22 protein-coding genes and 3 pseudogenes are annotated in these 25,698 nt (G+C 60.9%); 5 read left to right on the forward strand and 20 right to left on the reverse strand.

Annotation, left to right across the window (positions count from 1 at the left end; genetic code table 11):
* Window position 1: 1 nt before the first annotated feature.
* From EJ079_RS17700 to EJ079_RS17725, 7 genes and pseudogenes are all read right to left on the reverse strand, one after another.
* Window positions 2–604 carry a cytochrome c oxidase subunit 3 gene (locus EJ079_RS17700; protein ID WP_127811353.1) on the reverse strand — a complete coding sequence of 201 codons (603 nt, stop codon included), beginning with the start codon at window positions 602–604 and terminating at the stop codon, window positions 2–4.
* Window positions 601–2,541: a cytochrome c oxidase subunit I gene (ctaD, locus tag EJ079_RS17705; RefSeq protein WP_127809648.1), complete on the reverse strand. Its 1,941-nt coding sequence runs from the start codon at window positions 2,539–2,541 to the stop codon at window positions 601–603. Before ctaD ends, EJ079_RS17700 begins: the two co-directional genes overlap by 4 nt.
* Window positions 2,538–2,888: a c-type cytochrome gene (locus EJ079_RS34215; RefSeq protein ID WP_281040165.1), complete on the reverse strand. Its 351-nt coding sequence runs from the start codon at window positions 2,886–2,888 to the stop codon at window positions 2,538–2,540. Before EJ079_RS34215 ends, ctaD begins: the two co-directional genes overlap by 4 nt.
* Window positions 2,865–3,452 (reverse strand): annotated as a pseudogene (coxB, locus tag EJ079_RS34220) (cytochrome c oxidase subunit II); the annotation flags it as partial. The gene EJ079_RS34215 and the pseudogene coxB, both read right to left, overlap by 24 nt.
* A gap of 299 nt (window positions 3,453–3,751) precedes the next feature.
* Window positions 3,752–4,633: a cytochrome c oxidase assembly protein gene (locus EJ079_RS17715; RefSeq protein WP_127809649.1), complete on the reverse strand. Its 882-nt coding sequence runs from the start codon at window positions 4,631–4,633 to the stop codon at window positions 3,752–3,754.
* A gap of 96 nt (window positions 4,634–4,729) precedes the next feature.
* Window positions 4,730–6,484, reverse strand: a complete 1,755-nt coding sequence (locus EJ079_RS17720) for a thiamine pyrophosphate-dependent enzyme (RefSeq protein ID WP_127809650.1) — start codon at window positions 6,482–6,484, stop codon at window positions 4,730–4,732.
* A gap of 95 nt (window positions 6,485–6,579) precedes the next feature.
* Window positions 6,580–7,590 (reverse strand): ATP-dependent DNA ligase, encoded by a 1,011-nt coding sequence (locus EJ079_RS17725; RefSeq protein ID WP_127809651.1) that lies wholly within the window; start codon window positions 7,588–7,590, stop codon window positions 6,580–6,582.
* A gap of 226 nt (window positions 7,591–7,816) precedes the next feature.
* Here EJ079_RS17725 and EJ079_RS17730 point away from each other — a divergent pair, with 226 nt between their 5' ends.
* The 3 genes from EJ079_RS17730 (at window position 7,817) to EJ079_RS17740 (ending at window position 10,545) form a co-directional block, all read left to right on the forward strand.
* The gene (locus EJ079_RS17730; RefSeq protein ID WP_245481686.1) at window positions 7,817–8,245 is read left to right on the forward strand and encodes a LysE family translocator; all 429 of its coding nucleotides are present in this window, start codon (window positions 7,817–7,819) and stop codon (window positions 8,243–8,245) included.
* 407 nt (window positions 8,246–8,652) lie between these two features.
* A complete protein-coding gene (locus tag EJ079_RS17735) occupies window positions 8,653–9,972 on the forward strand; it encodes an Nramp family divalent metal transporter (protein WP_348629716.1) in 1,320 nt (439 codons plus the stop codon).
* A gap of 84 nt (window positions 9,973–10,056) precedes the next feature.
* On the forward strand, window positions 10,057–10,545 hold the full coding sequence (locus tag EJ079_RS17740; protein WP_127397664.1) for a hypothetical protein: 489 nt from the start codon (window positions 10,057–10,059) through the stop codon (window positions 10,543–10,545).
* 79 nt (window positions 10,546–10,624) lie between these two features.
* Here EJ079_RS17740 and EJ079_RS17745 read toward each other — a convergent pair whose 3' ends face one another.
* Window positions 10,625–12,736 (reverse strand): catalase, encoded by a 2,112-nt coding sequence (locus tag EJ079_RS17745; protein WP_127809652.1) that lies wholly within the window; start codon window positions 12,734–12,736, stop codon window positions 10,625–10,627.
* A 290-nt stretch (window positions 12,737–13,026) separates the two neighbouring features.
* On the opposite strand from EJ079_RS17745, the gene EJ079_RS17750 reads away from it, so the two are divergent.
* Window positions 13,027–13,590, forward strand: coding sequence for a sigma-70 family RNA polymerase sigma factor (locus EJ079_RS17750; protein ID WP_127326434.1), 564 nt, complete (start codon window positions 13,027–13,029; stop codon window positions 13,588–13,590).
* Here EJ079_RS17750 and EJ079_RS17755 read toward each other — a convergent pair whose 3' ends face one another.
* The 10 genes and pseudogenes from EJ079_RS17755 to EJ079_RS17800 all read right to left on the reverse strand — a co-directional run bounded on the left by EJ079_RS17755 (window position 13,591) and on the right by EJ079_RS17800 (window position 22,462).
* Window positions 13,591–13,767, reverse strand: coding sequence for a hypothetical protein (locus EJ079_RS17755; protein WP_127809653.1), 177 nt, complete (start codon window positions 13,765–13,767; stop codon window positions 13,591–13,593). It lies immediately after the preceding gene.
* 463 nt (window positions 13,768–14,230) lie between these two features.
* Window positions 14,231–15,145 (reverse strand): class I SAM-dependent methyltransferase, encoded by a 915-nt coding sequence (locus tag EJ079_RS17765; RefSeq protein ID WP_127809654.1) that lies wholly within the window; start codon window positions 15,143–15,145, stop codon window positions 14,231–14,233.
* 3 nt (window positions 15,146–15,148) lie between these two features.
* Window positions 15,149–16,123, reverse strand: coding sequence for a GNAT family N-acetyltransferase (locus tag EJ079_RS17770; RefSeq protein ID WP_164873812.1), 975 nt, complete (start codon window positions 16,121–16,123; stop codon window positions 15,149–15,151).
* An 8-nt stretch (window positions 16,124–16,131) separates the two neighbouring features.
* Entirely contained in the window at window positions 16,132–17,280 is a 1,149-nt protein-coding gene (locus EJ079_RS17775) for a glycosyltransferase (RefSeq protein WP_127809655.1), read from the reverse strand.
* A gap of 6 nt (window positions 17,281–17,286) precedes the next feature.
* A complete protein-coding gene (locus EJ079_RS17780) occupies window positions 17,287–18,219 on the reverse strand; it encodes a beta-xylosidase (protein ID WP_127380957.1) in 933 nt (310 codons plus the stop codon).
* Window positions 18,212–18,898 (reverse strand): annotated as a pseudogene (locus EJ079_RS33500) (TIGR04290 family methyltransferase); the annotation flags it as partial. The gene EJ079_RS17780 and the pseudogene EJ079_RS33500, both read right to left, overlap by 8 nt.
* A gap of 33 nt (window positions 18,899–18,931) precedes the next feature.
* Window positions 18,932–19,648 (reverse strand): annotated as a pseudogene (locus EJ079_RS33505) (sugar phosphate nucleotidyltransferase); the annotation flags it as partial.
* Window positions 19,648–20,748: a glycosyltransferase gene (locus tag EJ079_RS17790; RefSeq protein WP_127398006.1), complete on the reverse strand. Its 1,101-nt coding sequence runs from the start codon at window positions 20,746–20,748 to the stop codon at window positions 19,648–19,650. The pseudogene EJ079_RS33505 and the gene EJ079_RS17790, both read right to left, overlap by 1 nt.
* Before the next feature lie 14 nt (window positions 20,749–20,762).
* The gene (locus EJ079_RS17795; RefSeq protein WP_127809657.1) at window positions 20,763–21,362 is read right to left on the reverse strand and encodes a histidine phosphatase family protein; all 600 of its coding nucleotides are present in this window, start codon (window positions 21,360–21,362) and stop codon (window positions 20,763–20,765) included.
* The gene (locus EJ079_RS17800) at window positions 21,359–22,462 is read right to left on the reverse strand and encodes an inositol-3-phosphate synthase (RefSeq protein WP_127809658.1); all 1,104 of its coding nucleotides are present in this window, start codon (window positions 22,460–22,462) and stop codon (window positions 21,359–21,361) included. The genes EJ079_RS17795 and EJ079_RS17800 overlap by 4 nt, the downstream gene beginning before the upstream one ends.
* Window positions 22,463–22,617: 155 nt before the next feature.
* Here EJ079_RS17800 and EJ079_RS17805 point away from each other — a divergent pair, with 155 nt between their 5' ends.
* Entirely contained in the window at window positions 22,618–24,360 is a 1,743-nt protein-coding gene (locus tag EJ079_RS17805) for a hypothetical protein (protein WP_127399008.1), read from the forward strand.
* A 9-nt stretch (window positions 24,361–24,369) separates the two neighbouring features.
* Here EJ079_RS17805 and EJ079_RS17810 read toward each other — a convergent pair whose 3' ends face one another.
* Window positions 24,370–24,555 (reverse strand): hypothetical protein, encoded by a 186-nt coding sequence (locus tag EJ079_RS17810; RefSeq protein WP_127809659.1) that lies wholly within the window; start codon window positions 24,553–24,555, stop codon window positions 24,370–24,372.
* A 94-nt stretch (window positions 24,556–24,649) separates the two neighbouring features.
* Window positions 24,650–25,696, reverse strand: coding sequence for a UDP-glucuronic acid decarboxylase family protein (locus EJ079_RS17815; RefSeq protein ID WP_127398875.1), 1,047 nt, complete (start codon window positions 25,694–25,696; stop codon window positions 24,650–24,652).
* Between the last annotated feature and the right edge of the window lie 2 nt (window positions 25,697–25,698).

Here is a 25,698-nt window from a genome sequence, read left to right on the forward strand (position 1 = left end):
CTCACATCCTCGGAGCCCAATAGATAACAAGATAGAGCACGACCCATGAGACGACGACGAAGTCCCAGTAGAACGCATTGTCCGAGACGTCGCTGAAGCGGCGGCCCGCCTTGCCTTTTTGCGTGAACATGAGAACCGCCAGGACGATCGTGTCGCCGACATCGCTAAGAAGATGCGTGGTATGCAGTCCAAGCAGGAACCACACGATCGATCCGTAAGCGTTCTGATCCCAGGAAATCCGCAGAGCCGGAAATTCCCAGATGCGAACGATCAGCGGAAGAATCCCGACGACCGACATGACGACCATGCCAAGGCGAACTTTCGCGAGGTCCTGGCGACGCGCCCAAAACTCGATCAGGTGGTTGGGCACGACGCTCGCAACCAGAATGATCAACACTGCCGTGCCCGGCAGCAAATCTGGCGCCGGGGCTCCGATGGGCCAATGCCGGGCCAGCACGGCCAAATAGAAGTAGGTGCCTATCGCCAAGGCAAAACCTGTTGCCTCGAGAGCAATGAAGGCAAGGGTTCCCCACCACATCGGGCTCGCCGACCCGAAATCATATGTGGGCAGGTGGCTGACGTCGGCGACGGGACGGTGCCTCATTCCTCGTCCTCCGGCTCGCCTTTCGGCCAGAACCAACAGATGAAGCCGATCGAAACCGGGATCGCTCCCCAGACCACCGCCCATGGCGTGTATATCGAACCGAGAAATGCACCGCCCACCGCAATGGCCGACAGAAGCGGCCAGATGGAGTTGTCAGCCGATGGCACCCTTAGTTGCGGCACCGCATCGGCGACCGTGCCGGCGAGCACCTCGCGTGCGTCGACACGCAGACCCTCGACCACGGGAAGCGTATCGGGCTCGGCCCAAAGCGGTTCGAGGTGAGTTACCACGGGCAGCCGCGAAAAATCGTAGGAGGGCGGCGGCGATGTCGTCGCCCATTCGAGCGTGCTCGCGCCCCAGGGATTGTCTCCGGCAATGCGGCCGTTGCGAAGGCTGAGCAGGAGGTTCAGGAAGAAAAGCGCAAAGCCGGCGAACACCACCAGTGAAGAGAGGCTGATGAAGAGGTTCATCTCGCCCCAGCCGCTCGCCGGCGGATACGTATAAACGCGGCGCGGCATGCCTTGCAGACCGAAAATATGCATGGGGAAGAAGGTGAGATTGAACCCGAGGAAGACGAGCCAGAAATTCCAGCGGCCGAGCCTCTCGGACAGCATGCGTCCGGTGATCTTGGGAAACCAGTAGTAAACGGCGCCGAGCAGGGGGAAGACGGCGCCCCCGACCAGCACATAGTGGAAATGGGCAACCACGAAATAGGTGTCGTGTACCTGCAGGTCGAGCGGCACCGAGGCGACCATGACCCCGGTCAGGCCGCCGATCACAAAGGTGAAGATGAAGCCGAGCACGAAAAGCATGGGCGTGGCGAAGATCGGCCGGCCGCCCCAGATCGTCGCAATCCAGCAGAAGATCTGAATGCCGCTCGGAATGGCGATCATCATCGAGGAAGCGGTAAAGAAGCTTTCGCCGAGCTGCGGCAGGCCGGTAGCGAACATGTGGTGCACCCACAGGCCGAAGGAAAGAAAACCGATCGCGATCAACGACAGGACGATCCCGAGATAGCCAAAGATCGGGCGGCGAACGAAGGTCGGCAGGATCGCGGAGACGAAGCCGGTCGCCGGAATGAAGATGATGTAGACCTCGGGATGGCCGAAGAACCAGAACAGATTCTGCCACAGCAGTGCATCGCCGCCTGCAGCGGGATCGAAGAATTTCGTGCCGACCAGGCGGTCCAGGATCAGCATTGTGCTCGAGACCATCACGGCCGGCATGGCGAACAGGATGACGAAAGCCGTGACGAGGACGGACCAGACATAGAGCGGGATGCGGTCAAGCGACATGCCGGGAGCACGTTGTTTGAACACTGTCGCGATGATCTCGACCGCTACCGCGAGCGCGGACACTTCAGTGTAGGTCACCATCTGCGCCCAAAAATCGGGGCGCTTGCCGATGCCATATTCGGGTCCGGCGAGCGGTACGTAGGAAAACCAGCCGGCATCCGCACCGGTTTCGAAGGCGAAGGCGATCCAGATCATCAGCCCGCCGGAAAGATAGACCCAGTAGCTGAATGCATTGAGCCGCGGAAAGGCGACATTGCGAGTGCCGATCATCAGCGGCACCAGGTAAATGGCGAAAGCTTCCATCACCGGCACGGCGAACAGAAACATCATCGTCGTGCCATGCATGGTGAACAGCTGGTTGTAGAGATCGGGGCCGATGTGGCCGGCCTCAGGCTGGGCAAGCTGGAAACGCATGGCGAGCGCTGATAGACCCGCAAGGATGAGAAACAGGAAAGCCGTCACGATATAGCGCCGTCCGATCAGCTTGTGATCGACCGTGACCAGCCAGCCGTAGAAGCCTTTCGGCGTTCGCCAGGCATGCCCCAGAAAGGCGCGCAGTCTCACCTCTTCGAGGCCGGTGTCACGGATGCCTTTCAGGCCCTCCTGGGTATGCTCGGCCGGCTTTCTCCCAAAGCCGCTCATTCGAGGCTTCCGAGATAGGCGACGACCGCGTTGAGATCGTCGGCGCTAAGGGCAATGCGCGGCATCTTGGCGCCGGGCTTTACCGACTGTGGATCGGCAATCCAGGCGGCGAGCGCGCCAGGGGTCATGGCCAGCGTATCTGCGGCCAGTGCACGTCGGCTGGCGAGATGCGTAAGATCAGGACCGACCGTTCCGCTGGCAGGCGTGCCTCTTATCGTATGGCAGAGCGCACAGCCGGTGAAAAGAAATGCCTGTTGGCCGCGGCGTTCTTCCTCGCCGCCAGGCGCGGATGCGACGGCGTTTTGCCTGGATTGCCATGCGTCGAACGCTTCGCGGCTTTCCGCGATGACGGTGATGGCCATATGGGCGTGCTGATAGCCGCAGAATTCGGCACACTGGCCACGATAGATGCCGGGCTTATCGGCGATGAGGGTAAGCTGGCTTGGCCGGCCCGGAATGAGATCGCGCTTACCGGCAAGGTTCGGCACCCAGAAGCTATGAATAACATCGAGCGAATCGAGTTCGACCTTGACCGGTTCGCTAACCGGGACATGGATTTCATTTGCCGTGACGATCGATTGCGCGGGATCATTACCGGCATACCGGACCTCCCACCACCATTGGTGCCCCGTGATCCGCACGGCAAGCGTTTCCGTTCCGCTCAGCGAAGCAATGGATTTGCCGGCGAAAAAACTCGCTATCGTCATCATGACGAGCACCAGAACGGTCAGCGCAACGGCGCTGCCGACAGCGCGGGTAAATCGGCGCTCCTGATGTGAATCGATCTCGAGCGGCGAGCGCGTTGTCTCGGAGAGGCGGCGACGCAAAAGCGCTGCCGCCAAGACCAGCATGACAAGCAGCCACGTGGCCGCCGCGACTGCGCTGAAAGACCAGATCAGATCAAGGATTCTCCGGGCGTTCGCACCGTGTGCATGGAGGGCCGATTGCCGATCGCCGCAACGTCGACGCTGCGCTGACCCACCTCAAACGCGGTTGCGCAGCCTTTCCCGGAACAATGCCAGTCAGGATTTGCGTTGGACATGTAAAGGCAAGCGACATTTGCGGTCATGTCCGCCTGCGAGAGCGGGCCAACGGACTCATGCACCTCGCCATGAAGAATCCACCATCGTTGCCAAGGCCATAACGCAGCTGGCTGAAAAAGGATGCTTGGCAACACCGCCCGGTGAAAACCGACGTGAAGCGGTGCGGGTTAGACGATGCGCAACTCCTGGGGAGCCTGATGCCGCCGGCTGCTCGTTTGAATCCAGAAAGCGACCGAGAGCAGTGCGGCTCCGCCATAGATCAGGCCAGCGGGAATCCACATGATCAAGCCTGCAAGTTGCTGGTCCTCGAGCGGGCTGAGCCCCCACAGATCCGAGCCGACGGCATTAGCCGGATACCACAGCTTTGGCGAGACGACGAGCAAAACCCCGAGCAGCCCGGTGTGGAGCGAGGTGAAGAAGAGATGCATCACCGCATTGCCGCAAGCGTGCTCGCGGCCAGGGCGAGGCAGCAGCACCCACCAGAACAAAAGCCCGGTACCGAGGAAGCTCGCATGCTGGGCATAGTGCAGGAAACCCTGCTGGAGGGCAGCCTCGAACAGCGCCGGGACATGCCAAATCCATATCGCGGCTCCGTGCAGGACGGTCGCGACCACAGGGCGGCTGATGAACGACCAGATCGCCCGAAGCGTATTTGCATGTCCGGCCGCTCCGAATATCTGGCGCAGCTGTACCGGCAGTGCCCACATCATCGCCGCTGTCGGGCGGGAGGCAACCAGCAGAGGCGCTGCGACCGCCATCAGCAATTCATGCTCGATCATGTGCGCCGCAAACACATGTTCGCCCAACGCATGGATCGGGCTTACAAGGGCGAACGCCAGGACGGCCCAGCCGGCAGCAAACTGGAAGTCCTGCCGTGATCGCAAGCGACGTCCGCGTCCGCTCCGTCGCCACAGTCGGCTGGCGCCCGCTGTATAGAGCGACACGACTGCCAGGAGCGGCAATGTGATTGGAAGCGCCAGTGTCCAACCGGCTTGCGGGGCGCCGTTGCCATAGCAGATCGAGGTCGAAAAGAGCGCGTCGAAGCTCATGATCCGCATCCGTCAGCCGGAAGAGCACCGGAGCTCCGGTTCATCTGGAAAGATCCAGATTGAAGCCACTGAGGCGCTGTTCTCACCTCCGTGCCTCTAGGCGTCCATCATCGATTTCGCCGGCTCCCGGGCGATGTTTTCTTCTATGCGTTCGTGTCCCGGCGTCCGCGGCAGGGCCTGGCGGAAGTTCTTGGCGTAGTCTGCCGGCATTTTGGGCGGCATCAGCGGCTCATACGCATCTACCAGCGCTTCGATCACGACTGGGCCTTGCGTGGCGAAAGCCTGGTCGAGAACCGTCTCGATCTGATCGGCCCGCTCGATGCGAAAACCCTTTGCGCCCATTGCTTCCGCCGCCATGGCAAAATCGATCGGCTGCAATTCGCAACCGAATTGCGGATTGCCCAGAAACATCATCTGCTCCCAGGCGATCTGATTGAGCATGTTGTTCTTGATCACCAGAACCTTCAGCGGGATCTTGTAGCGCACCGCCGTCGAGAATTCGCCAAGCTGCATGGCAAAGCCGCCATCCCCGACGATGGCGGCAATCGGTCGACCGGGGAACGCGATGCCGGCAGCGATGGCGTAGGCGAGACCGCAAGCCATCGACGCCAGCGATCCGGACACCCCGAATGCCTGGCCGCTGCGAAGATCGACATGGCGTGCGGCCAACTCCGTGTTCTGACCGGAATCCGTGGCCAGCACTGTGTCGTCGGCCAACCGTTGTCCGAACGCCCGGGCAATCGCTTGTGGCTTCAAGGGTTGCGCCTGCATGTCTTCCGACTGCCGCATCATCTCGCGCCATTTTCTCATGGTCTCCTGGGAACGGTGCAGGAATTCATCGGAGGGCTTCTGCGTCAGACGTTGGTTGAGCGCGCGCAATGTCTCGGCCGCGTCGCCGACAAGGCCGGCCTCGACCGGAAAGCGCAAGCCGATCCGCTGCGCATCGCTGTCGATCTGGACGCCACGGGCCTGCCCGGGCTGCGGGTAGTATTCGATATAGGGAAAGGTCGAACCGACAATCAGCACCGCGTCACAGCTCTCCATCGCCTCTTGCGAAGCCAGGGTTCCAAGAATGCCGATCCCGCCGGTGGTGTAAGGATGGTCGTCCGGCAGCACCGCCTTGCCCAGCAAGGCCTTCGCGACAGGCGCCTGCAACAGGCGCGCCGTGTGTTCGAGTTCGGCGGCCGCGCCGATGGCGCCGCGTCCGGCCAGGATCGCAACCCGCGAAGCGTCATTGAGAATGGCGGCGGCTTTGTCGAGCTCAACCTCCAGCGGTACGCTGTGACCGGCGAACATATCCTGCGGCGTGTGCGCCGGGCGATTGCGCTTGGAGCGCTTCGACGGATCGCTCTCCTGCTCCTGGATGTCGCTGGCAATCGAAAGATGGGCGACGCCCTTGCGCGCCAGCGCGGTTCGGCAGGCAAGGCTGGCGACGTTTTCCATATGCGCGGCGTCGGCGACATGTGCATTGTAAACGGAGACATCGTGGAACACGCGCGTCAGATCGACATCCTGTTGCGTGAACGTCTCGATCAGATCGTGGAACTGCATGCCCGTAATCGCCAGCACCGGAGCCTGGTCGAGCTTGGCGTCATAGAGGCCGGTCAGAAGATGTGTTCCGCCGGGACCGGACGTCGCAAGGCACACGCCCAGCTTTCCTGTCCACTTGGCATACGCACATGCCATGAAGGCAGCCGACTCTTCATGCCGGACCTGAACGAAGGCAATCTTGTCGCGCCGCGTCCGCAACGCTTCCATGACGCCGTTTATGCCGTCTCCCGGCAAGCCGAACACCACCTCCACGTCCCAGGCGACGAGCGTATCGATGAGAATTTCTGCTGCATTTGGCATGTCGGGGTAGCTCCGGTGGATGGTGTCCGAACCGGTGAATCCCGAGTTGGTTCCTTCGTCACAATAAATCGTGGAAGCGATCTTCCAGGAGCGGTCTATTCGATCTGCTCAAACGTGCATTGCCGTGGCGCCTTGTCGGGGCGCCAGCGCAGCAGTTTGGTGCCGTGGCGGAACCGATTGCCGGTAACGTGGTCGAAGCGGACCTCCACCACCAGTTCAGGCTGCAAGGGTTCCCATTGTCCGCTGCGCTCCGTGCTCCAGCGGCTCGGGCCGCCGGGCGCCTTGCCGGTGAATCCGGGCTCTGACCGCAGCCCTTCCAGCCGGCGCGTGAGCGCTCCTCTGTCGGTCCTGGCGATGGTCGACGTGAAGCCGACGTGATCGAGCTTGCCGTCGTCATTGTAGAGGCCGAGGAGCAGCGAGCCAACCTCACGACTGTCCGCGAGATAACGGAAACCGCCGACAACGCAATCGGCGGTGCGCCTCGGCTTTACCTTCACCATCGCACGTTCGCCGCACAGATAATGCCCATCAAGCACTTTGGCCATGATGCCGTCGGTCGATGCATGGCCGGAGCCGTGTAGCCATCGAGCCGCCGTGGCTGCATCATAAGTGCACTTCGACAGGCGAAGATCTGGACTGTTCGAGGAGGTCACCAAGTCCTCGATCGCTCGCCGCCGTTCCACAAGTGGCTTGCCCGTGATGACCTCGCCGCCCGGCCTGGCAAGCATGTCGAAGAGGATCAGACTGGCAGGCGTCTGCGAACTCAGTTTGCGGATTCTGCTTTGTGCCGGGTGAAGGCGCATCTGCAGCGCCTCGAAGGAAAGCTCACCGTCAACCTCAATGACAATCTCGCCGTCGATGACGAAGTGCCCGCGCTTGAGGTCACGCAAAATGTCCGTGATTTCCGGAAAATAGCGGCCGAGCGGCTTGCCGGATTTGGCGCGCAGGTCAACGGTGTCGTCGCTCTTGAAAGCCAGGCAGCGAAAACCGTCCCATTTGGGCTCGTACTGCCAGCGGTTTCCATCCCGGGGGATTTCATCGGCAAGCTTGGCCTCCATCGGAGACGTGTCCAGCGGGAGCGGGAAGGCGTTTATTGGTTCATGCACGGGTAGGCCTCCAAAACCGGTTCAGGAACGGCTCCGGCTTTTTTCAACTTCCAGGACTGGCACCGCGTTCCATCTGACGGTTCATGCCTGGTTCTTCGCGATGGGACATTTTCATTTGCCGCGGAACCCGGATGACGGCTGGCCGCTTTGATGTCATCGGCAGCGCTAACGGAGATGCCCCATCGATCCCTCATTGTGGATAGCTTTTGTCGGAACCGTCATTCTCATGCAGGTGCCGCCAGGTCCCGACAGCATGCTGGTGATGGCCCGCGGCATTGGACAGGGGCGCGACGTGGCGCTGTTCACGGTGCTCGGCATGACGCTGGGCGCCGGACTTGTGCAGCTTCCGCTGATTGCATTCGGCCTGTCCTCGCTTGTCCACGCCTCGCCCCTGGCGTTCAATCTGCTTCGATGGGCCGGGGCGGCCTACATCGTCTGGCTGGGTGTCCGGCTGCTGCTTTCATCCTCGGCAACCATTCCCACAGGTGACCTCAAGGCCCTGCGGCCGCTCGCCGCCGCCCAGGAAGGAATGATCGCCAATCTGAGCAATCCCTGGCCTTTGATGTTCATGGTTGCGTTCCTGCCGCAGTTGTCGATCCGCACAGGGGCTCCGTCACGTTGCAGCTGGTGCTGCTTGGCGCAACACAGAAGATAACCGGTGTGCTGGTGCTGGGAGCCTATGCCTTGGCATCGGGCGCGGCCGGCGCATGGGTCATGCGGCACCCTCGCGCAAGGCTTTGGCAGCAGCGGCTCGCCGGCTGTCTCATCATCGGCCTCGGCTTACGGATGGCGATCGGCGGCGGTACGAGCCGCTGACCAAGCGGATGAACGGGCTGGGCCGAACACTCGACTTTGGCGCCGCGGGATTTTCTTTCGGGGAAAGTTTTGTGCCAAGTCGCCTGAATGACAGGCTCCGACACCCTTCTTCAGTGGAGCGGAGCATTCGCTTGGATGTCCGGCTCCGCCGAAAGAACCCGCATCGGATGAAACGTCGTCGCGGGCCGGGACTGGTTCAGGAACAAAAAGCCTGACCAGAGGTTCGAGCCTCGATCTCAATGCAGCTTGAAACGGCTGCTTCATCGCCGTCCGATTGGAATGTTCGTCATGATTTCTTGCGTGGCAAGCGGGCAAAAAAAGGGCGGCGTCGTTCGGGCTCTCGGGCTTGGTCTGATCACCGGCGCGGCCGATGACGACTGCTCGGCCATCGGTACCTACGCGAGCGCCGGAGCGCGGTTCGGGCCTGACCTGCTGTGGACGGCACCTGTCACGCTGCCGATGATGTATGTCGTCGTCTATCTTTCATCCAAACTAGGCCAGGTTTCGGGTCGCGGGCTTTTCAAGGTCATATCGCACTTCTATCCGCGTTGGCTGCTATGGTCCGTGCTGGTGGGCGTGCTGATTGGCAACACGATCGAGGCAGCCGCAGATCTTGGCGCCATGTCGGCGGCCATCGTGCTGTTCGTTCCTCTGCCTGCTCCCTTGGTCGTCATTGCCGTTGCGGTGGTCATTTTTGCCCTGCAGGTGTTCGGATCGTATAAATTGATCCGAAATGTGTTCCGGTGGCTGGCTCTGGCTCTGCTTGCCTATGTGGTCTCCGCGGTGCTTGCCAAACCGGATGCAGCCTCCGTTCTGCGCGGCACGCTATTGCCAAAAATCGAATTCAGCCGCGAATACCTGTCCATCCTCGTGGCCATCATCGGGACCACGCTCTCCGCATACCTTTACACGTGGCAGTCCAATCAGGAGGTGGAGGAGGAGATAGCCAAGGGTCGAACGAGCCTCGAAGAGCGCAAAGGCGCCACGGAGAGCGAACTGCGCCGATCCCGCCGCGACATCCTGATCGGCATGACGTTCTCCAATCTGATCATGTATTTCATCATTCTTTCGACAGGTTCGACGCTCTACAAGGCCGGGCAGACGCAGATCGAGACAGCGGCACAGGCGGCCGAAGCGCTGCGGCCGCTTGCCGGCGACGCTGCCAGCATTCTGTTTGCGGCCGGTGTAATTGGCGTTGGCTTTCTGGCCGTGCCGATCATGACCGCTGGCGCCGCTTTCGATTTCGCTCAGGCGATGGGATGGAAGAATAGCCTGCATTCCAAACCCCGCCAGGCTCCCAAATTCTACATCGTGATCGGGATCATAACGCTGGTGGCGGTGGGCCTCAATTTCTTCGGCTTCAACCCGATGAAGGCCCTGGTCTGGTCGGGCATTGTGCAAGGATTTTCAACGCCACCTCTGCTGCTTCTCATCCTCATCATGACCAACAACCGCAAAATCATGGGCGACAAGGTCAACAGCACAAGCACGAACATCCTGGGCGGCGTGACGACCCTGGCGATTTTTGCGGCGTCGGCGGGACTGGTGGCAAGCTGGTTCCTGTAGCTCGCCGGGCGGGAAGGATGTTCAGGCGCGGTGGAACATCGGCGGTCAATTCTCGTTGAGACGCTTGTGGGAGAGGAGATGTCCATGTCAAAGTTGCAGGCCGCCACTCCGGATCGTCTAAGACAACTCAGGCTTGAGGCGTCGGCCCATTTCGCTCCGTTAATGCTGCACGAGGCTTTGCTGCGTCTTTCCCATGCCTGTGGGAGTGAAAGTCTTGAGCGGTTCGAGAAAGCCATGGTCAATCGCATCGAAGAAGCAAAAGACGATCGTGCGGACTTCGAAACTATCAAGGAATTAGCGATCGAGCAGTTATATTCCTTGATTCGAGACGCGAACGATTCGCCAAAAAAGAAACAGCCGCTGGAGAACATAGAAAGTCGCAGAACGCACGGCCGCTCCGAAGAACCCCAAACACTCGAGGATCAGTTACAGGCAGGATTGGAGGATTCTTTTCCGGCCAGCGATCCGCCTGCGGTCGTATCCACAGCAATTCCGGGTGGAGCGAAGAAGCTGGTCGGAACCGACGAAGTTTTGAAAAAGCAGCGAGAACAAGCAGCTAGAAAGAGCAGCTAATCATAGCGCGCCGTGCCAGAAGGCTAGGAGGCGAACCACCCAGATTGCGGCAGCCGGCATCTTGCCGGCTGTTATCGCGTCAAAGCTTTACAGCCGCCTCCCTTGCCCAGAGCCGCAGTTTGCGGCACGACTGCACAAATGTCTCGACCGAGGCTGCCGTATCCAATGCTATCAGCCCCTCATCGGCATCGGGAGCGACGCCTGCTTTGGCCAGGAGCGGCTCGGCCCCCGGGGTGAAGCCGATGAACTTGCAGTGCGCAAACGCGTCAGACACGAAATCCTTCGCAGCGGCCTCCTTAACCAGCAACTCGGCGCCCGCCTCGGAGAGGAGCAGCACCACCGCGTCGAACAACACGGACGGACCGCCGTCGATCATGTGCCTTGCCTCGATGTGAGTGCCGTCGGCGGCTTCGACGCCGCCCACCTTGGGCGCAACCACCTCCATCACCGCGCCTTCCGCTTCGATGGCGGAACGAAGTTCCTCGAACAGCGCGACATCGGCTCCATCGCTAAGCATGACACCGACTTTGCGGCCCTCGAAACTGTCAGGCCCGTTTTGGATGATGCTGAGCGCCGGCGACGGCGGCAAGTCATCGCGCGGTGAAACGGCGGCTTCGGCAGGTTGGGGCATGTCACGGATGCCGAGCTTGTCGGCGACCGTGGTCGCCAGCGTTTCATCGATGTTCAACAAATGCGAAACCATGCGCTCGCGGATCGCCGGCGCCTGGACCTTGCTCAGTTCAAATGTCAGCGCCATCGCGATGTGACGCTGCTCCGGTGGTGTCTGGCTGTTGAAGAATTGCCGGGCCTGGCTGTAGTGATCGGCGAAGCTCTCCGCGCGCAGACGTACTTTCTGCCCTTCTTCGGCATCGGCGAAAGAACGGAAGCCACGCTGCGGATCCTCGCGCGGTCCCAGTCCCCATGAGTTCGGCTCATAATTGGCGCGACCGGCCGGATTGCGCATGGCCATGTGCCCATCCTGTTGAAAATGGGCGAACGGGCACTTCGGCGCATTGATCGGCAGATGGGTAAAGTTCGGGCTGCCCAGTCGCTTCAATTGGGTATCGAGATAGGAGAAGTTGCGGCCTTGCAGAAGCGGATCGTTGGAAAAATCGATTCCGGGCGGCACATTCTGCGTCATGAATGCAACCTGCTCGGTCTCGGCGAAGAAATTGTCCGGCATCCGGTCGAGCACCAGCCGACCGACTGGAATTGGCTCGAGGATCTCCTCCGGAATGATCTTCGTTGCGTCCAGGATATCGAAGTCAAAACTGTCGGCAAATGCCTGATCGAACAGTTGCACCGTCAACTCCCATTCCGGGAAATTGCCGGCCTGTATGGCCTCCCACAGATCGCGGCGATGGAAGTCGGGGTCGGCGCCATTGATCTTGACCGCCTCGTTCCAGACCACCGATTGCATGCCGAGCTTCGGTTTCCAGATGAACTTGACGAAGGTGGATTCGTCCTTCGCGTTGACGAGGCGGAACGTGTGCACACCAAAGCCTTGCATGAAGCGGAAGGAACGCGGGATCGCGCGATCCGACATGATCCACATCACCATGTGCATCGATTCCGGCATCAGGCTGATGAAGTCCCAGAAATTGTCGTGCGCCGTCTGTGCCTGCGGGAAGGCACGGTCCGGCTCCTGTTTGGCGGCGTGGATCAGATCGGGAAACTTGATGGCGTCCTGGATGAAGAAGACCGGGATGTTGTTGCCGACCAGATCCCAATTGCCCTCCTTGGTGTAGAGCTTGACCGCGAAGCCGCGCACGTCGCGGGCGAGATCGAACGAGCCCTTGTTGCCGGCAACAGTCGAGAAACGAACAAATGCCGGCGTCTTTTCGCCAACTCGCTGGAAAATGTCGGCACGTGTGTATTTGGCAAGTGACTCGTAGGTCTCGAAAAAACCATGCGCGCCATAGCCGCGGGCATGAACGACCCTTTCCGGGATGCGTTCGTGGTCGAAGTGGAAAATCTTCTCGCGAAAGTGAAAGTCTTCGATCAGCGATGGTCCGCGCTCACCGATCCGCAATGTGTTTTGGTCGTCGGAGACAGGCGTTCCGAGCGCCGTCGTGAGCGCAGGCGTTTCGTCCCCCGCGATCTGGTGCAACTCGCCGCCATTTCCGCGCGCGCTATTCTGATCCAGTCCACTTGCCGATTGGCGAGCGGAGGGGCGAGCGGATTTGGCCATGACAGGTCCTCGATCGATACCGGAAGGTTGAAGTGGTCAAGCCATCAAACTGCCGGTGAGCGGCTTTGTTCCCGTAAAAATGGACGCTGAAGACACCGCTGTCGGTGGAGCCGTGACTGCTGCGGCGATGGTGCGCGCCAATCGGATGACAGATATCTCCGCCTGCGCAGAATTTATGAAGAGTTGCCTCCAGCAGGAGGAACGAACCAAACTTCCATGCATTTAGCTGGGGCTGCGTTCACACACTCTTTCTTCTGGGAGCTGGACCATTGTCATCCGGAGGCTGCCTTTTGGCCGACCAGGAAACCAATGAAGTTTCCATCGTTGACCTGATACCTGCTCTGCGGGCATTCGCGCGCACCTTCTGCCGCGTCCCCGACGACGCCGACGATCTCGTGCAGGAGACACTGACCAAGGGTCTCGCCAACATCGACAAGTTCGAACCCGGTACGCGCATGAAGTCGTGGCTCTTCACCATCATGCGCAACACTTATTATACCCGGGTCAAGATCGCTGCCCGGGAATCGCCAGGCTTGCTCGACTGCGCGTCTTCGAGACCAATTTCGGAAGCCACCCAGGAATGGACCGTTCAGAGCAAGGAAGTTCACGGCGCCATTCAAAGGCTGCCTGAACACCAACGCGAGGTCCTGATGCTGATCGGCGTTTTGGGAGTGAGCTACGAGGAAACCGCCGACATATGCGGTTGCGCGGTCGGGACGGTCAAAAGCCGCCTGAACCGTGCGCGCGCCAACATCCTTGAATTCCTGGGGGAGAGTTCGCTGCAGACATTGATGGAAAGACGAAACCAGCTGTCGGATGGTCAGCTCGATGTCGAGGTCGACGGCCGGAGATAGTCAGTTCTTCACGTCGCGCCGACGTTTCCCGACGAGCGCGTTCTGCAATTCGATCGCCAGCTTGGTCAGGCGGTCTGGAATTTTTTCCTGCTCTATGGCGGCCAGCAGGGAAGCAATCTCCTGATCCACAGCCATCTCGACATGCGGATCCGGGGTATCGTCGCTCGAACGAGACATCACATTCTCTTGATAGCGGGTCCCTTGATCCTAGTGTGGTGATAAGCGCCTGGCATTACAAGGCGGTGTCCGCCGCCAAGAAGCTCACCAGCGGCCCCTTGCACAGATTTATTTCCTTGCTGCTCCTTCGTCGTCCCGGGCCATGGACGCGCGGCGGTGGCGTTCAATCCCTAGGCAATCGGTCAGCGGCGTGATCCTGATATTGATCGGGCTTGATCCGATTGCCGTCCAGCCCGCGCTCCTGGCCATGCTGCTTCTTGTTGCGATGCGACAAGACCGCGTTTTCTTCGATCTTGTCCCTCTCCAGGGAGGTCATCGCGCCGGCGCCGGCACTCTTGCCTGGCTGCTGCGGCCGAATTGTTTTTTACCGCCGGATGCCATGATTATCCTCCTTCAAATAGGGTACACTCGTCGGTGCCCGTTGTTCGACGTCCGAACTGGCATCGCGCTGTAATGTTCCGCTTCACCCAGCGAGCAGAAAGGCGCTGCCATCCCACGACCGAAACGGCTTCTCGCCGTCGATGAGGACCCGCAATTGATGAGCTTGCGCCAGACGGCCGATATCATCGCGGTCTGAGAGAAGTGATCCGCGATAGGAATAGTTCAGCAAGGCGAGCCAGCCCGGCCGTTTCAGAACGCGCGCAATTTCGTCGAAATGCCGATCAGCCATGCCGGCCAGAACCAGATAGGGAAAGCTGTCCACCGCCAGCACGCAATCGAAACTGGCATCGGCGAATTCGGACAGATCGAGACCGGAGGTTTGTCGCAACTCGACATTGCCGAGTGCGGCGCATTGCTCGGAGGCGATGGAGATCATCCGCGGCGATATGTCGATGCCGACCATCCACTTGAAGGATTTGCACAGCGCGCGCTCGAAACGGCCGATGCCGCAACCGATGTCGAGAATGCTCCGTTCCCTTCCGGTGAATCCTCGCGCTTCCAGCCATGCGACGATTTCGTTGGTCGTGACTGTGAGCCTTGCCTCATCGCCGAGGGATGCCAGTTGGACACTCGCGGCTCCCGAAATCGCTGCCGCGGCATCGAAGCTGGAGGCCAGCCGCATGACGACAGCGACATTCGTCTCGTCCTCATCGCGCTCATGCCGAACGGCGCCACCCGTTGCCCGCAACATGGCGAAGACGTCTGGTTTGCAGCGCAGCAGTCCGGCGACCTTTCGCAGCCTTGCTGCGTCGCCGGCATCCGCCGGCTGGACCTTCAGCACGACCTCCGCCAATTCCGCCGCTCCAATTGTGGGCGGCAGGTGGAGCGCCAGCCTGACGAGAACACCTTCGGCGCAAATGCCATCGGCCATGCAGTCTTCAACCGCCAGCCTGACCGATGTCGTGCGCCGGGCGGCTTTCGGTGCGGTTACACTCATGCATCAACTCCGCGTCCAGACCCTGCGCATCGTCCACCTGTCGACGGCGCCCCAGCCATATTTATAGGCCTCCTGGCCGCGCAGAAAATCGAACTCGCGCGCATCTTCGCGGATCGCTTCCGCGATTGCGTGGCCAATCAGGATCGCACCTGGGCTCTCCTCGGCATAAGCAGGGTCGAAACCACCGAGATAAGCATAGGCACGGCCGCGGTGGTGAAATCCGTAATAGGCGCCGACGGTTCCGCCATCGATCGCGAACAGCCAGCATCGCACCAGACCGTGAGCGTCGAGCAAGGGAAGTGAGAGCCGATGGAATTGCTCGACGGCGGCGTTGGCCAACACACCGCCTCCTTGTTCGGCCCAGCGCATATTGTGCAGGCGGATCAATTGATCGAGGAAAGTTTGCGGACTGCCGCTTGCCGACAACAGCGCGATCCGGCCGCATCTTGATGCGGCTTGACGCGCCCGACGCAACTGGCGTCTGCGTCTTGCGGGGACGCAGCCTGCAAGCGTTTCGTCGCCGGCGAGGGCGAGCACGGGGCAGGCGGCATGGGCGGTCGGCCAATCGATCTCGGGATGCGTCATCGCAAGGGAGAGGCTGTCCTGCGGCAAGTCCGACAAGATCCATTGCGCCCACCCGATCGAGAGGATCGACTCGGCGACAATGTCGACGACCTCGGCTTCGCTCCCAGGGACAGCCAGAATGTCCAGATAATCGCTGAGCGAAATGCCGACCGGAAGCAGCTTCGAACCGGATATCCCATGCTCGAGGTAGAATGGCGCCAGCCCGACCAGATCGTCGCCACGCCAGACCGCGACCGTCGCCAGTTCACCAGGTGCGAATGCGTGCCACCACGGCACCAGCCAGGCGGGAGATTGAAACGGAGTCGCCGAGGGACTCTGCTGCCACAGTTTCCACCAGTGCGGCGTCAAGGCGTCCAATTGTGCGAGGTCACCGATGATTTCGCTGCGCAGCACAGTTTAGCTCACGGCGTCGCCGCGAAGCGCCGGCGACCAGTGCCAAGCTGTGCCAGCGCCTGATAGGCGTCCATGTAAGACGAGATCATCCGTTCCAGCGAAAACCGCCGTCGCGCTTCGGCCCTGCATGTCTCGGCATCCAAGCTGGGCGCCGCAAGAATGGCTTGGGCCATCTCGTCGACCGTGTCGACGAGAAAGCCCGTTCTGCCGTGCTCTATGACATCGGGAAGCGCACCATTTGGAAAGGCGACCACCGGGGTACCGCAGGCGAGGGCCTCCATGGCCACAAGCGAGCTGGTCTCGGCTGCGAGACTCGGAATGACCAGACAGCGCGCTGCATTGAGAATGCGTCGCTTGGCGATGAAGCCGAGCGGACCAAGGAAGCGGCGGCGGCCATCGAGGCGAGGTTGGACCTCATCGCGAAAGTACCGCGTATGCATTTCATAGGGATAGACCTTGCCGCCGATGACCAGTTGCACATCTGCCTGTTTGGCTGCGTCGAGCGCCAGGTGGACGCCCTTTTCCGGACAAACCCGGCTTAGAACAAGGGCAAAGTCGCGCTTCGACTGCAGCAGGGTCAGTGCTTCGATGTCAACGCCGTTCGGAATCGGCGCCGTCAGCCGGGCGTCTGATGGCGCGGTTTTCTGCTGGGTGGGCGAGACCGCATGGAGCCAGAGGTCACCGCGCGTCGGGCGCAATGCCGCGGCCGGATACCAATCCAATGGCAGGTGGAGGGTCACCAAGGTCGGACCATCGTCGGGCAGATAAGCGTCGAAATCTATGCCGTGCAGATGAACCACGTCGATGGGCCATCGGGCACGGGCAGCCGCGATCGCCTCGCGATGGGCCTGTTGCGCGCGGCTCTTCGCCGCCTCGTCGAGTACGCCGTTTTCGGCCGGTATTTCCACAAGCGTGCCGCTCGTTCTGGAGCCTCGGCAGCCAATGACGATAGATCGATGACCGGCCTGAACCAGTGCCCGATCGAGCATCGACAGAACCTGTTCGGCACCGCCGACAGCGTCGGGGCCGACGGGCGCGAGAGGGTAGGCAACATTGAGGACGGTGAGTGTCTCGCCTGGGCACGTCTCGTTGCCCTGCGCCGTATCCCCACCCGTCAACGGCGTCGCGAAGTCCTGCATCTGATGCATGGGCAGCATGACATTTCACGCGGCCGAGGCCCGCTGCGTGGGGAGCGAGGCGGATGTCATGCCAGGCGCATAGCGGCGGATCATGGTTGAACAGAATTCAGCGAACTCCTCCGGCACCAGGGGCGGGCTGGTGTGGTGGGGCATCATTCCGCGGTGCTGAGGTGTGAAGCAGAAGGTGACCGTCACATCGAAATCGGCGAGTGCTTCCATCTGCCGGTCGAACCAGTCCAGCGCATTCGGCCGAAAACTGTCCGCCCAGGAAAGCCCGGTACGCATATTGGTGACACCCAGCCGCTTCATCCAGGCGACGGCATCGTCCAGCCGCGGGTCTTCGAAATGAAACCACTGCACCAGGCCCATTGCGGGTGTATGGCGCAGGAATTCCTCCAGCGCGGGCTTTGGCGTGCCGTCCTGGCGTAGCAGCCCCATATGGAAATGCCGGTAATAAGAGGAGCCCTCGGCTTCGCGGTGACGCGTCGTTGCTTCCCATTCACGCGGAAGATCGTAGAGGCTGTACCATTGGATGCGTGGCGCATTGCCGAGCAGCAATTCAGCTGTGCGCTTGAGCCCCCAGACTTGGATTTCCTCGGCGCCGAAGGTCGATACGCCGACTTCGCTGACCCAGATGGGAAGATCGGTGACGGTCGCGATCTCGCCGATCTTCTGCGGCCATTCCTGGATCTGCCACAGATTCCAGTCGAGGGGAAAGCCGTGCACGGCGACGGCATCGACATGATCCAGCACGCCGAATTCCTTCATGCGGGTGATGAACCCCGGATCTATCGGCGAGATGCCACCGAGCACTTTGGTCAAAGCCGGGTTTTCAGATGCGATTGCGTCCGCCGCCAGGATTGCCATCCTGGCGAAGCGGCTCCAATCTGGATCGAGCTCGGGATCCCAATGCGATTTGTTGTTGGGCTCGTTCCAGATCATCGCGGCTTCAATCATGGCGCTGTCCTTTCGAGGGGTAGACGGGACCCCCACTGGCCGCGCCGCCGGCGGCGCGGCAGAAATAGACCTCCTGCTCCGGATGCAGGACGATTTCAAAGCCGGCGCTGCGCAGCATCGCTTCGGTGCAGGCGCGGTTGGGTATCCACCAGTTGGTCGGGTCATCGGCATAGCGGTGCTCGATGAAATGGAGCTTGGGAAATTCCGGCCGGTCGAACAGGTCATGCGTCCAGAAATGATAGTTCTCTTCCATCTCGGGCAGATCTGTGCTGCCGCGCTGCATGGACTGGAAGATCATCAGGTCACCGGCGACGTGCTCACGGATAAGGTCGAGCGCGAGCAAGGGGTGGCGCAGGTGATAAAGCACCCCCATGAACAGCACGACATCGAACGTTTCACTCAGGGCGCCGACGTCGTAGACCGAAAGTTTCTGGAATTCGATCTCGCAATCGGCGATCTCGGCGGCAAAGCGGGCCTGCGCCAGATAGGCCTCATCGAAATCGATGCCGAGGACACGGGCAGCACCTCGCCGTTTCATCTCGATGGAATAGAAACCGGCATTGCAACCAATATCCAACACCGTCTTGCCTGTCAGATCGGCGGGAATGGCCTCGGCGAATTTGCGCCATTTGATCAGCGGATAATTGCCGAGAAAATGGTTGGGAGCGGTTTCGACGCCCGCCGCGGGTTGGTGATGGACGGGTGCGGCGCCGTCCTCGAGCAGCCGCAGGGCCGTGCGATAGCCGTTGAAAGTGCCGACATCGACATAGGCGGACCCAGCCTTGATGCCGGAGGCTTGACCTCCGGCCGCAAGGTAGGCGTTGACCAACGTGCCGATATATTCGTCACGGCATTCCCGTTCACGCCAGAGTGCCGCAAGCTGATGCAGGATCTGGCCCGGCATCTTGAACGCACCCCAAACCCAGTTCGTGGCGGCGTCCTGTTGCTTGACCTGGATTTCGATCACGCGCTCGTGGTCATCGACAACGACGGCGTCGAAGAATTCGGGACGATCCACCGGGAAGAGCAGAAATGAAAGCTGATCGTCAGGCAAATGACAGAAGCCGTCCTCGGGAAACCAGATCGTGTCGGGAAGGCCGACCAGGACGACCTCATCGGACGCGACGAGAGGCGCTGCCCGAAAAATCGCATCGCAAAGTCCAACGGGAATGGGCTGCACCACGAAGAGAGCCGCGGCCTCACCATAGCCGGCAGCGTAATATTCGAGGATGTCGGATTTGCCCGATCCAATGATGAAACAGATCTTGTCGACGCCAGCGCGCACCATCCGCCGCACCAGATACTCGCTCACGGCGCAGGGACGCTCGGTCTGTCCATCGATCCGGCTGCCGACCGGCAGCAGCTCTTTCGAGAAGCCGAGCGGTTGAATGCGGCTGCCGCGCCCGGCAGCGGGCACAATGCCCAACATCAGACTGCTTCCATCATCGGTTCGCCGGGAGATCTTTGAAAGGCGTCGTTTAGAATCTGGTCCAGCTCCGCCGCGCGCCGGCCAGAAGTGTGTTCGTCGAGAACCCGTTGGCGCGCACGGGTTTTGATAGCATCGAGTTCTCCTGCGGGTAAGGCGAGCGCCGCGACCACGTCATCGGTGTCGTGGGCCAGCAGGATCTCGCTGCCGGGTTCGAAGAAGCTGCTTAGGCCCGGCCATGTGTCGGTTACGATAGGCACTCCACATGCCGCTGCTTCGAACAACCGGCCCGAAGGGCACCAGCCCTTTTGCGCCATCGCCTCGCGGGTCACATTCAGTGTCAGACGAGAGGATGAGAAAAACGCCGGGTGATCGGCCGGCGGAAGGTGCCTGACGAAGAAGATGTTGTCGCTCCACGGGAATTCCTGCGGATATTGTGCGCCGCCGATGATGAAGCGCTGGTCCGCCAAGCGCGCAGCTGGGCGAACCAGCAGATTCTCGACGGCCGCCTGGCGATCGGGCGCGTAGGTTCCGAGATAGGAGAGATCGGCCTTGAACTCGGCCCGCGGCGTAGCCGGCCGGTGTTGATCCGGATCGACATGCCCATAGAGCGGCACCACGTGACGCGCGCCCAGAACCGCCTTCAGCGCGTCGACCGCCGAGCCGCCTGTGTAGCTCAGGACGAGGTCGAAATCGGCAAGACCCTCGGGGCCGAAATAGGGTGGACGCTCACCTTGTTCGATGCGGGCAAGCGTGACCGGAGTGTCCAGATCGTAGAAGACCCGCAGTCCGCGCCCTGCCTGCTGCGCCAGCCGCGAGGCGTCCACGGCATCGGGACAATAAGAGGTGACGATAACGACATCCGATCGTTTGATCGTTTGCTCCGCGACCCGGCGGATATCCTCCCAGTCCGGATAGAGCACGATGTTGCCGCCGTCCAGATGATCAACATCGCGCGTTCCGGCATAGTAGGGTGTGTCGCGTTCGAAGAAGGTGATGGACCAGCCGCGCCGGGCGAGGGCTCTGATCAGTCCCCTCCATAAGGTGGCATGGCCGTTACCCCATGAAGACGTGACGGTAAGACCGAAAATGACCATCTGCATCCGGCAAATCCTCGTCAGGCAACTTCGTTCAATCGGATCAGCTTCGCCCCCCAGTCGCCCGACACGATCGTGGTGATCGAGGCGGGATCGATGTCGAAGCGAAAGCAGTCGCCGGCCGGCAAGCCAAGGACTTTGCAAACGGCGGCCTTGATCACATCGGCGTGGCTGACCAGGGCGACACACTGATTCTGATGCTGCTCGTGGACAGCGTTCATCACCGCGACGACGCGCTGCTGGACATCCAGCATGGTTTCGCCGTTTGGTGTCCTGGCCTCCTGCCGCTGGTCGTTCCAGGCTCGCCAGCCGGCGTTGCCGCTCAACTCATCGAAGGTCTTTCCCGACCAGTCGCCGAAGTCGATCTCGTCGAGTTCGGCACAGATCGCGATTTCCCCGACGCCGCAGGCGAGCGCGATTGGCAGGGCCGTCTCCCGGGTCCGCTCGCGCGGGCTGCACAAGATCGCTGCAATCGGCTCCCGGGCCATGCGGCAGCCAAGCTGCGTTGCCTGCGCCTTACCAGCATCCCCGAGGCAAACGCCGTCCATACGGCCTGCCAGATAGGAGCCGACATTGTCGTGTGCCGCATGGCGGATCAGAAAGAAGGTCGTCGTCGTCATTCCGCGGCATCGAGCAAAGGCTCGTCCTTGCCGGCGATGAACGCAAGCGTGCGCTGCCGCGCTTCGGCGTCGGTGAACTGTTCGGGAGGCGACTTCATGAAATAACTGCAGGGACCGGTCAGCGCTCCGGCCATGCCGCGATCGAGCGCCAGTTTGGCGCAGCGTACCGCATCGATCACCACGCCGGCCGAGTTGGGCGAATCCCAGACTTCCAGCTTGAGCTCGGCGTTGAGCGGCACGCCGCCGAAAGTCGTGCCTTCCACCCTTATATAGGCCCACTTGCGATCGGTCAGCCACGGTACGTGGTCGCTGGGCCCAACGTGGATATTGCCTGGCTCCAGGGGAACATCGAACTGGCTGGCCACGGACTGTGTCTTCGAGATTTTCTTCGATTCCAGCCGCTCGCGTTCCAGCATGTTGAGAAAATCGGTGTTGCCGCCGAAATTCAGCTGATAGGTGCGGTCGATGCGTACGCCGCGTTCGCGGAAGAGATTGGCCAGCAGCCGGTGCACGATGGTCGCGCCGACCTGGCTCTTGATATCGTCGCCGACCAGCGGCAGTCCTCGCTGCTCAAAGCGCCGGCGCCATTCCGGGCGTGAGGCGATGAAAACTGGTATGCAATTGACGAAGGCGCAGCCGGCCTCGAGCGCGCATTCGGCATAGAAGCAAGTTGCCTCCTCAGAACCCACCGGCAGGTAGGAAACCAGCACGTCAGCGTTGCTGTCGCGCAGGATCTCGCTGACATTGGCTACGGGATCCGGAGCTTCTTCAATCTCGTCGCGCAGATATTTACCGATCCCGTCCAACGTCGGCCCGCGCTCGACGCGAACGCCGGTTGTCAGCGCGTCGGCGAAGCGGAACGTGTTGTTCGGGGCGGCGTAGATCGCTTCCGCGACGTCGCGGCCAACCTTGCTCCTGGCGACATCGAATGCGCAGACAATCTCAATGTCGTCGACATGATAGCCGCCTAGGTCGGCATGCATCAGCCCAGGGATTGGTTCGTTGCTTTTCGCGTGACGATAAAAGGAGAGGCCCTGCACCAGGGAGGATGCGCAGTTGCCGACCCCAACGATACCAACACGAACCTTTTTCGATCCCACGAAACCGCCACCCTATGTTGTTCAAAGGTAAGTTCCTGGCGCCGAACCATCAGCGTGCCGGAATGTTCCTCCGCCCATCGAAAAATTGCGCGAGACTGCATGGATCGAAGCTGCATTCGATGCGTTGCCGCACGGCAACATTGGAAAACCGATCGATGATCGTCTACGGCGACCACAGGCAGACCGAGAGCGCAGAGCAGCTTCGGGAAGCAGCAAACGAAATGGCCGAAAGCCTGGATCGGATGTCTCATGGCGTCCAACGCCATGCTGCATTGGTCGGACTATTCATCAGCGTGTCGGAGCTGGTTCAGGCGCTTGCCGATGTCGATTTCCAAACCAGCGGCATCGACATCTTTTCGCCGCGACAACAGCAAGGCGCCAGGTTGTTGGTCGGACTTGCGGCAGAGGTGGCGAAGTCGTGGCAAAGCGGTTTCGGCGTCGGCGGTGGCATCGATCCGGGACTTCTCAAACAGCTGGCCGGGCTCGACTGCAAGGCCGAGGTTGTGACCGGCTCTGCCGAGGGTTATGCGCACTATGCGCTTTATCCCGAAAGCTATTTGGACGCGGCGCAGAAGTCGGGTCTCGATGCGAACACATGTGTGATCGGCGTCCGCAGCATCGGCCTCGGGCTGGCAGCTATGGTGGCGGCCTCGATTGGTGCGCCGGCACCGTTCAGCGTTCGCCCGATCGGCCATCCCTTCCGCAGGTATATCAACGCCGATCCGCAGTCGATCGCCACTTGGATGAACAATCCGTCGGCGCGTTTCGCCGTTGTCGACGAGGGTCCTGGCCTGTCCGGCAGTTCGATGCATGCGGTTATCATGTGGCTGCGTGAACTGGGTATCGATACGGACCGCATTCACCTGTTTCCCAGCCATTCAGGCGGCCCGGGCATCGAAGCGTCGCGGGAGGCTCGGGAGACATGGTCGCGCTGTCCGAAGCATGTGGCGACGGCGTTTGAATGCACCTTCTCCGAAAGCTCGAAAATTCCCACGTTGCGCGATTGGGTGGCCGAGGCGGTCGGCAGGCCGGAATTAGGCCTGACCGAGCTATCTGGCGGCGAGTGGCGGGCCGCCCACTACGCCGACGAAGGGCGCTGGCCGCCGAGCCCTCGCGGTACCGAGCGGCGTAAATTCCTGGCGTCCGCCGGGCGTGACCGCTGGCTCGTCAAATTCGCGGGCCTCGGCGAAACCGGACGGCGCAAGAAACGAACCGCGACGATGTTGCATGAAGCCGAGTTCGGATCGCAAGTTGTCGCGCTTTGCCATGGCTTTCTGGTTGAACGGTGGATTGACGGCACCACGATGGATCAGGCGCCGCTACCCAGGGAAAGACTGATCGCGGAGTTCACAAATTACCTGGCCTGGCGTGCGCTCAATCTTCGAACTTGCGAACCGGGTGCATCATTGCTTGCACTCGCGGAGATGGCTGTTTCCAATACGTCGGAAGCCTTGGGCGAAAAACGCGCGGCAGCCTTGCGCGGTTGGCTCTCGAAACAGGCCCCCGCGAGCGGGCTGCAGCGCGTTGAAATCGATGGAAAGCTCCAACCATGGGAGTTTCTCGTTCGCGCCGACGGCAGGGTGCTTAAGACAGATGCCGTCGACCATTGCCGGGCACACGATTTGATCGGCTGCCAGCCAATAGAGTGGGACATTGCCGGCGCCCGTGTCGAGTACGGGCTATCCGACAGCGATGTGAGGACCCTGGTCCAAGGAATGAAGCTTGCCATCGACAACTGCCACATCGGCTTTTTCGAACCGTGCTATTTGGCATTCCAGCTCGGGCTCTGGAGCACGGCTGCGCAATCCGAAAATGGCCGGGAAAAAGCAAGGCTCGCCGCGACGGCAGACCGATATAGGATGCGACTGATAGGATTCCTGGACGAATGCCTGATATGATCGTTCCGATCAGTCCAGCCTTCGCAGCATGTCTGCTTCCTTCTCGAGAATAGCGGCCACTTCCTCGCGCTGCAGATGCGTCATCATCAAGCTGACGCAGCACTCGAGATAGGTGATCGAGGCGCGCCGCAGATAGGCAGCCGTCTCGCGTTCGGCCATCTGGTCGATATCCCTCGTGGGTCGCTTGGGTTGCATGAGGATGATCCTCCGTATCTGGTCCTCCCACCGAACCACAAGCTGGGGCGGATGTTCCGCGCGATCTCGGGAAAGATTCGGCGGCCGTCTCGCATCACGCCGGAAGGTTCTGTAGCCCGCCGGATGCCGGCCTCGCTCTTTTGGCAAAGCCTGTCATCTGATCGCCGATGCGACTGCCTTCGAGCGCCGCGAAATAATCGATCGTCAGCTTGAGCCCTTCATTGAGGGGCACCTTCGGCGTCCAGCCGAGCAGCGCTTTTGCACGCGAAATATCGGGCTGCCTGCGCCGAGGATCGTCTTGCGGCAGCGGCAGAAATCTCAAATCCGATTTGGTGCCGGTCATCGCCTTCACCAGTGCCGCCAGTCGCACGATGGTGAATTCTCCGGGATTGCCCAGATTGACCGGCTTGCCCGGATTGGGATCGATATCCATCAGTCGCCTCAATCCATCGATCTGATCGGAGACATAGCAGAAGGACCGCGTTTGCAAGCCGTCGCCGAAGATCGTCAGAGGACGTTTTTCTAACGCCTGCATGATCAGGTTTGAGACGATGCGGCCGTCCGCCGGATCCATTCTCGGACCGTAGGTGTTGAAGATGCGCGCGACGCGCACGTCGGCTTTGCCGGCTCTAAGATAGTCGAAGCAAAGCGTTTCGGCGGTGCGCTTGCCCTCGTCGTAGCAGGCGCGTGGGCCGGTGCAGTTCACATGGCCAACATAGTCCTCCCTCTGGGGATGTTGCTCCGGATCGCCATACACTTCGCTCGTCGAGGCCTGTAGCAGCCGCGCGCCATATCGGACAGCGAGTTCGAGCAGGTTGAGCGTGCCGATCACGCAGGTTCGCGTGGTGTGTATCGGGTCGGCCTGGTAACGCGGCGGCGAGGCAGCGCATGCCAGGTTGTAGATGCGATCCACGGGCTCGCCGAGATCCAATGGCCGGCAGATGTCCTGCTCGATCAATCGGAAACCCGGCTGATCCATGATCGAGATGATGTTTTCCATGCGCCCAGTCAGGAAATTGTCGGCGCAGATCACGCGCCAGCCGTCGCGGAGCAATGCTTCGCAAAGATGCGAACCGAGGAATCCCGCACCGCCGGCAACAAGCACTGCCTTTGCCCTTTGCGCGTTTCTTTTTTGTCGCATCG

It is taken from the genome of Mesorhizobium sp. M7A.F.Ce.TU.012.03.2.1, from assembly GCF_004006095.1.
GTDB lineage: Bacteria > Pseudomonadota > Alphaproteobacteria > Rhizobiales > Rhizobiaceae > Mesorhizobium.

Coding starts and splice junctions, on each gene's coding strand:
- EJ079_RS17700 (WP_127811353.1), bottom strand. CDS start 604: ATGAGGCACCGTCCCGTCGCCGACGTCAGCCACCTGCCCACATATGAT.
- ctaD (WP_127809648.1), bottom strand. CDS start 2,541: ATGAGCGGCTTTGGGAGAAAGCCGGCCGAGCATACCCAGGAGGGCCTG.
- EJ079_RS17715 (WP_127809649.1), bottom strand. CDS start 4,633: ATGAGCTTCGACGCGCTCTTTTCGACCTCGATCTGCTATGGCAACGGC.
- EJ079_RS17720 (WP_127809650.1), bottom strand. CDS start 6,484: ATGCCAAATGCAGCAGAAATTCTCATCGATACGCTCGTCGCCTGGGAC.
- EJ079_RS17730 (WP_245481686.1), top strand. CDS start 7,817: ATGCAGGTGCCGCCAGGTCCCGACAGCATGCTGGTGATGGCCCGCGGC.
- EJ079_RS17740 (WP_127397664.1), top strand. CDS start 10,057: ATGTCAAAGTTGCAGGCCGCCACTCCGGATCGTCTAAGACAACTCAGG.
- EJ079_RS17745 (WP_127809652.1), bottom strand. CDS start 12,736: ATGGCCAAATCCGCTCGCCCCTCCGCTCGCCAATCGGCAAGTGGACTG.
- EJ079_RS17755 (WP_127809653.1), bottom strand. CDS start 13,767: ATGTCTCGTTCGAGCGACGATACCCCGGATCCGCATGTCGAGATGGCT.
- EJ079_RS17765 (WP_127809654.1), bottom strand. CDS start 15,145: ATGAGTGTAACCGCACCGAAAGCCGCCCGGCGCACGACATCGGTCAGG.
- EJ079_RS17775 (WP_127809655.1), bottom strand. CDS start 17,280: ATGCTGCCCATGCATCAGATGCAGGACTTCGCGACGCCGTTGACGGGT.
- EJ079_RS17780 (WP_127380957.1), bottom strand. CDS start 18,219: ATGATTGAAGCCGCGATGATCTGGAACGAGCCCAACAACAAATCGCAT.
- EJ079_RS17790 (WP_127398006.1), bottom strand. CDS start 20,748: ATGCAGATGGTCATTTTCGGTCTTACCGTCACGTCTTCATGGGGTAAC.
- EJ079_RS17795 (WP_127809657.1), bottom strand. CDS start 21,362: ATGACGACGACGACCTTCTTTCTGATCCGCCATGCGGCACACGACAAT.
- EJ079_RS17805 (WP_127399008.1), top strand. CDS start 22,618: ATGATCGTCTACGGCGACCACAGGCAGACCGAGAGCGCAGAGCAGCTT.
- EJ079_RS17810 (WP_127809659.1), bottom strand. CDS start 24,555: ATGCAACCCAAGCGACCCACGAGGGATATCGACCAGATGGCCGAACGC.
- EJ079_RS17815 (WP_127398875.1), bottom strand. CDS start 25,696: ATGCGACAAAAAAGAAACGCGCAAAGGGCAAAGGCAGTGCTTGTTGCC.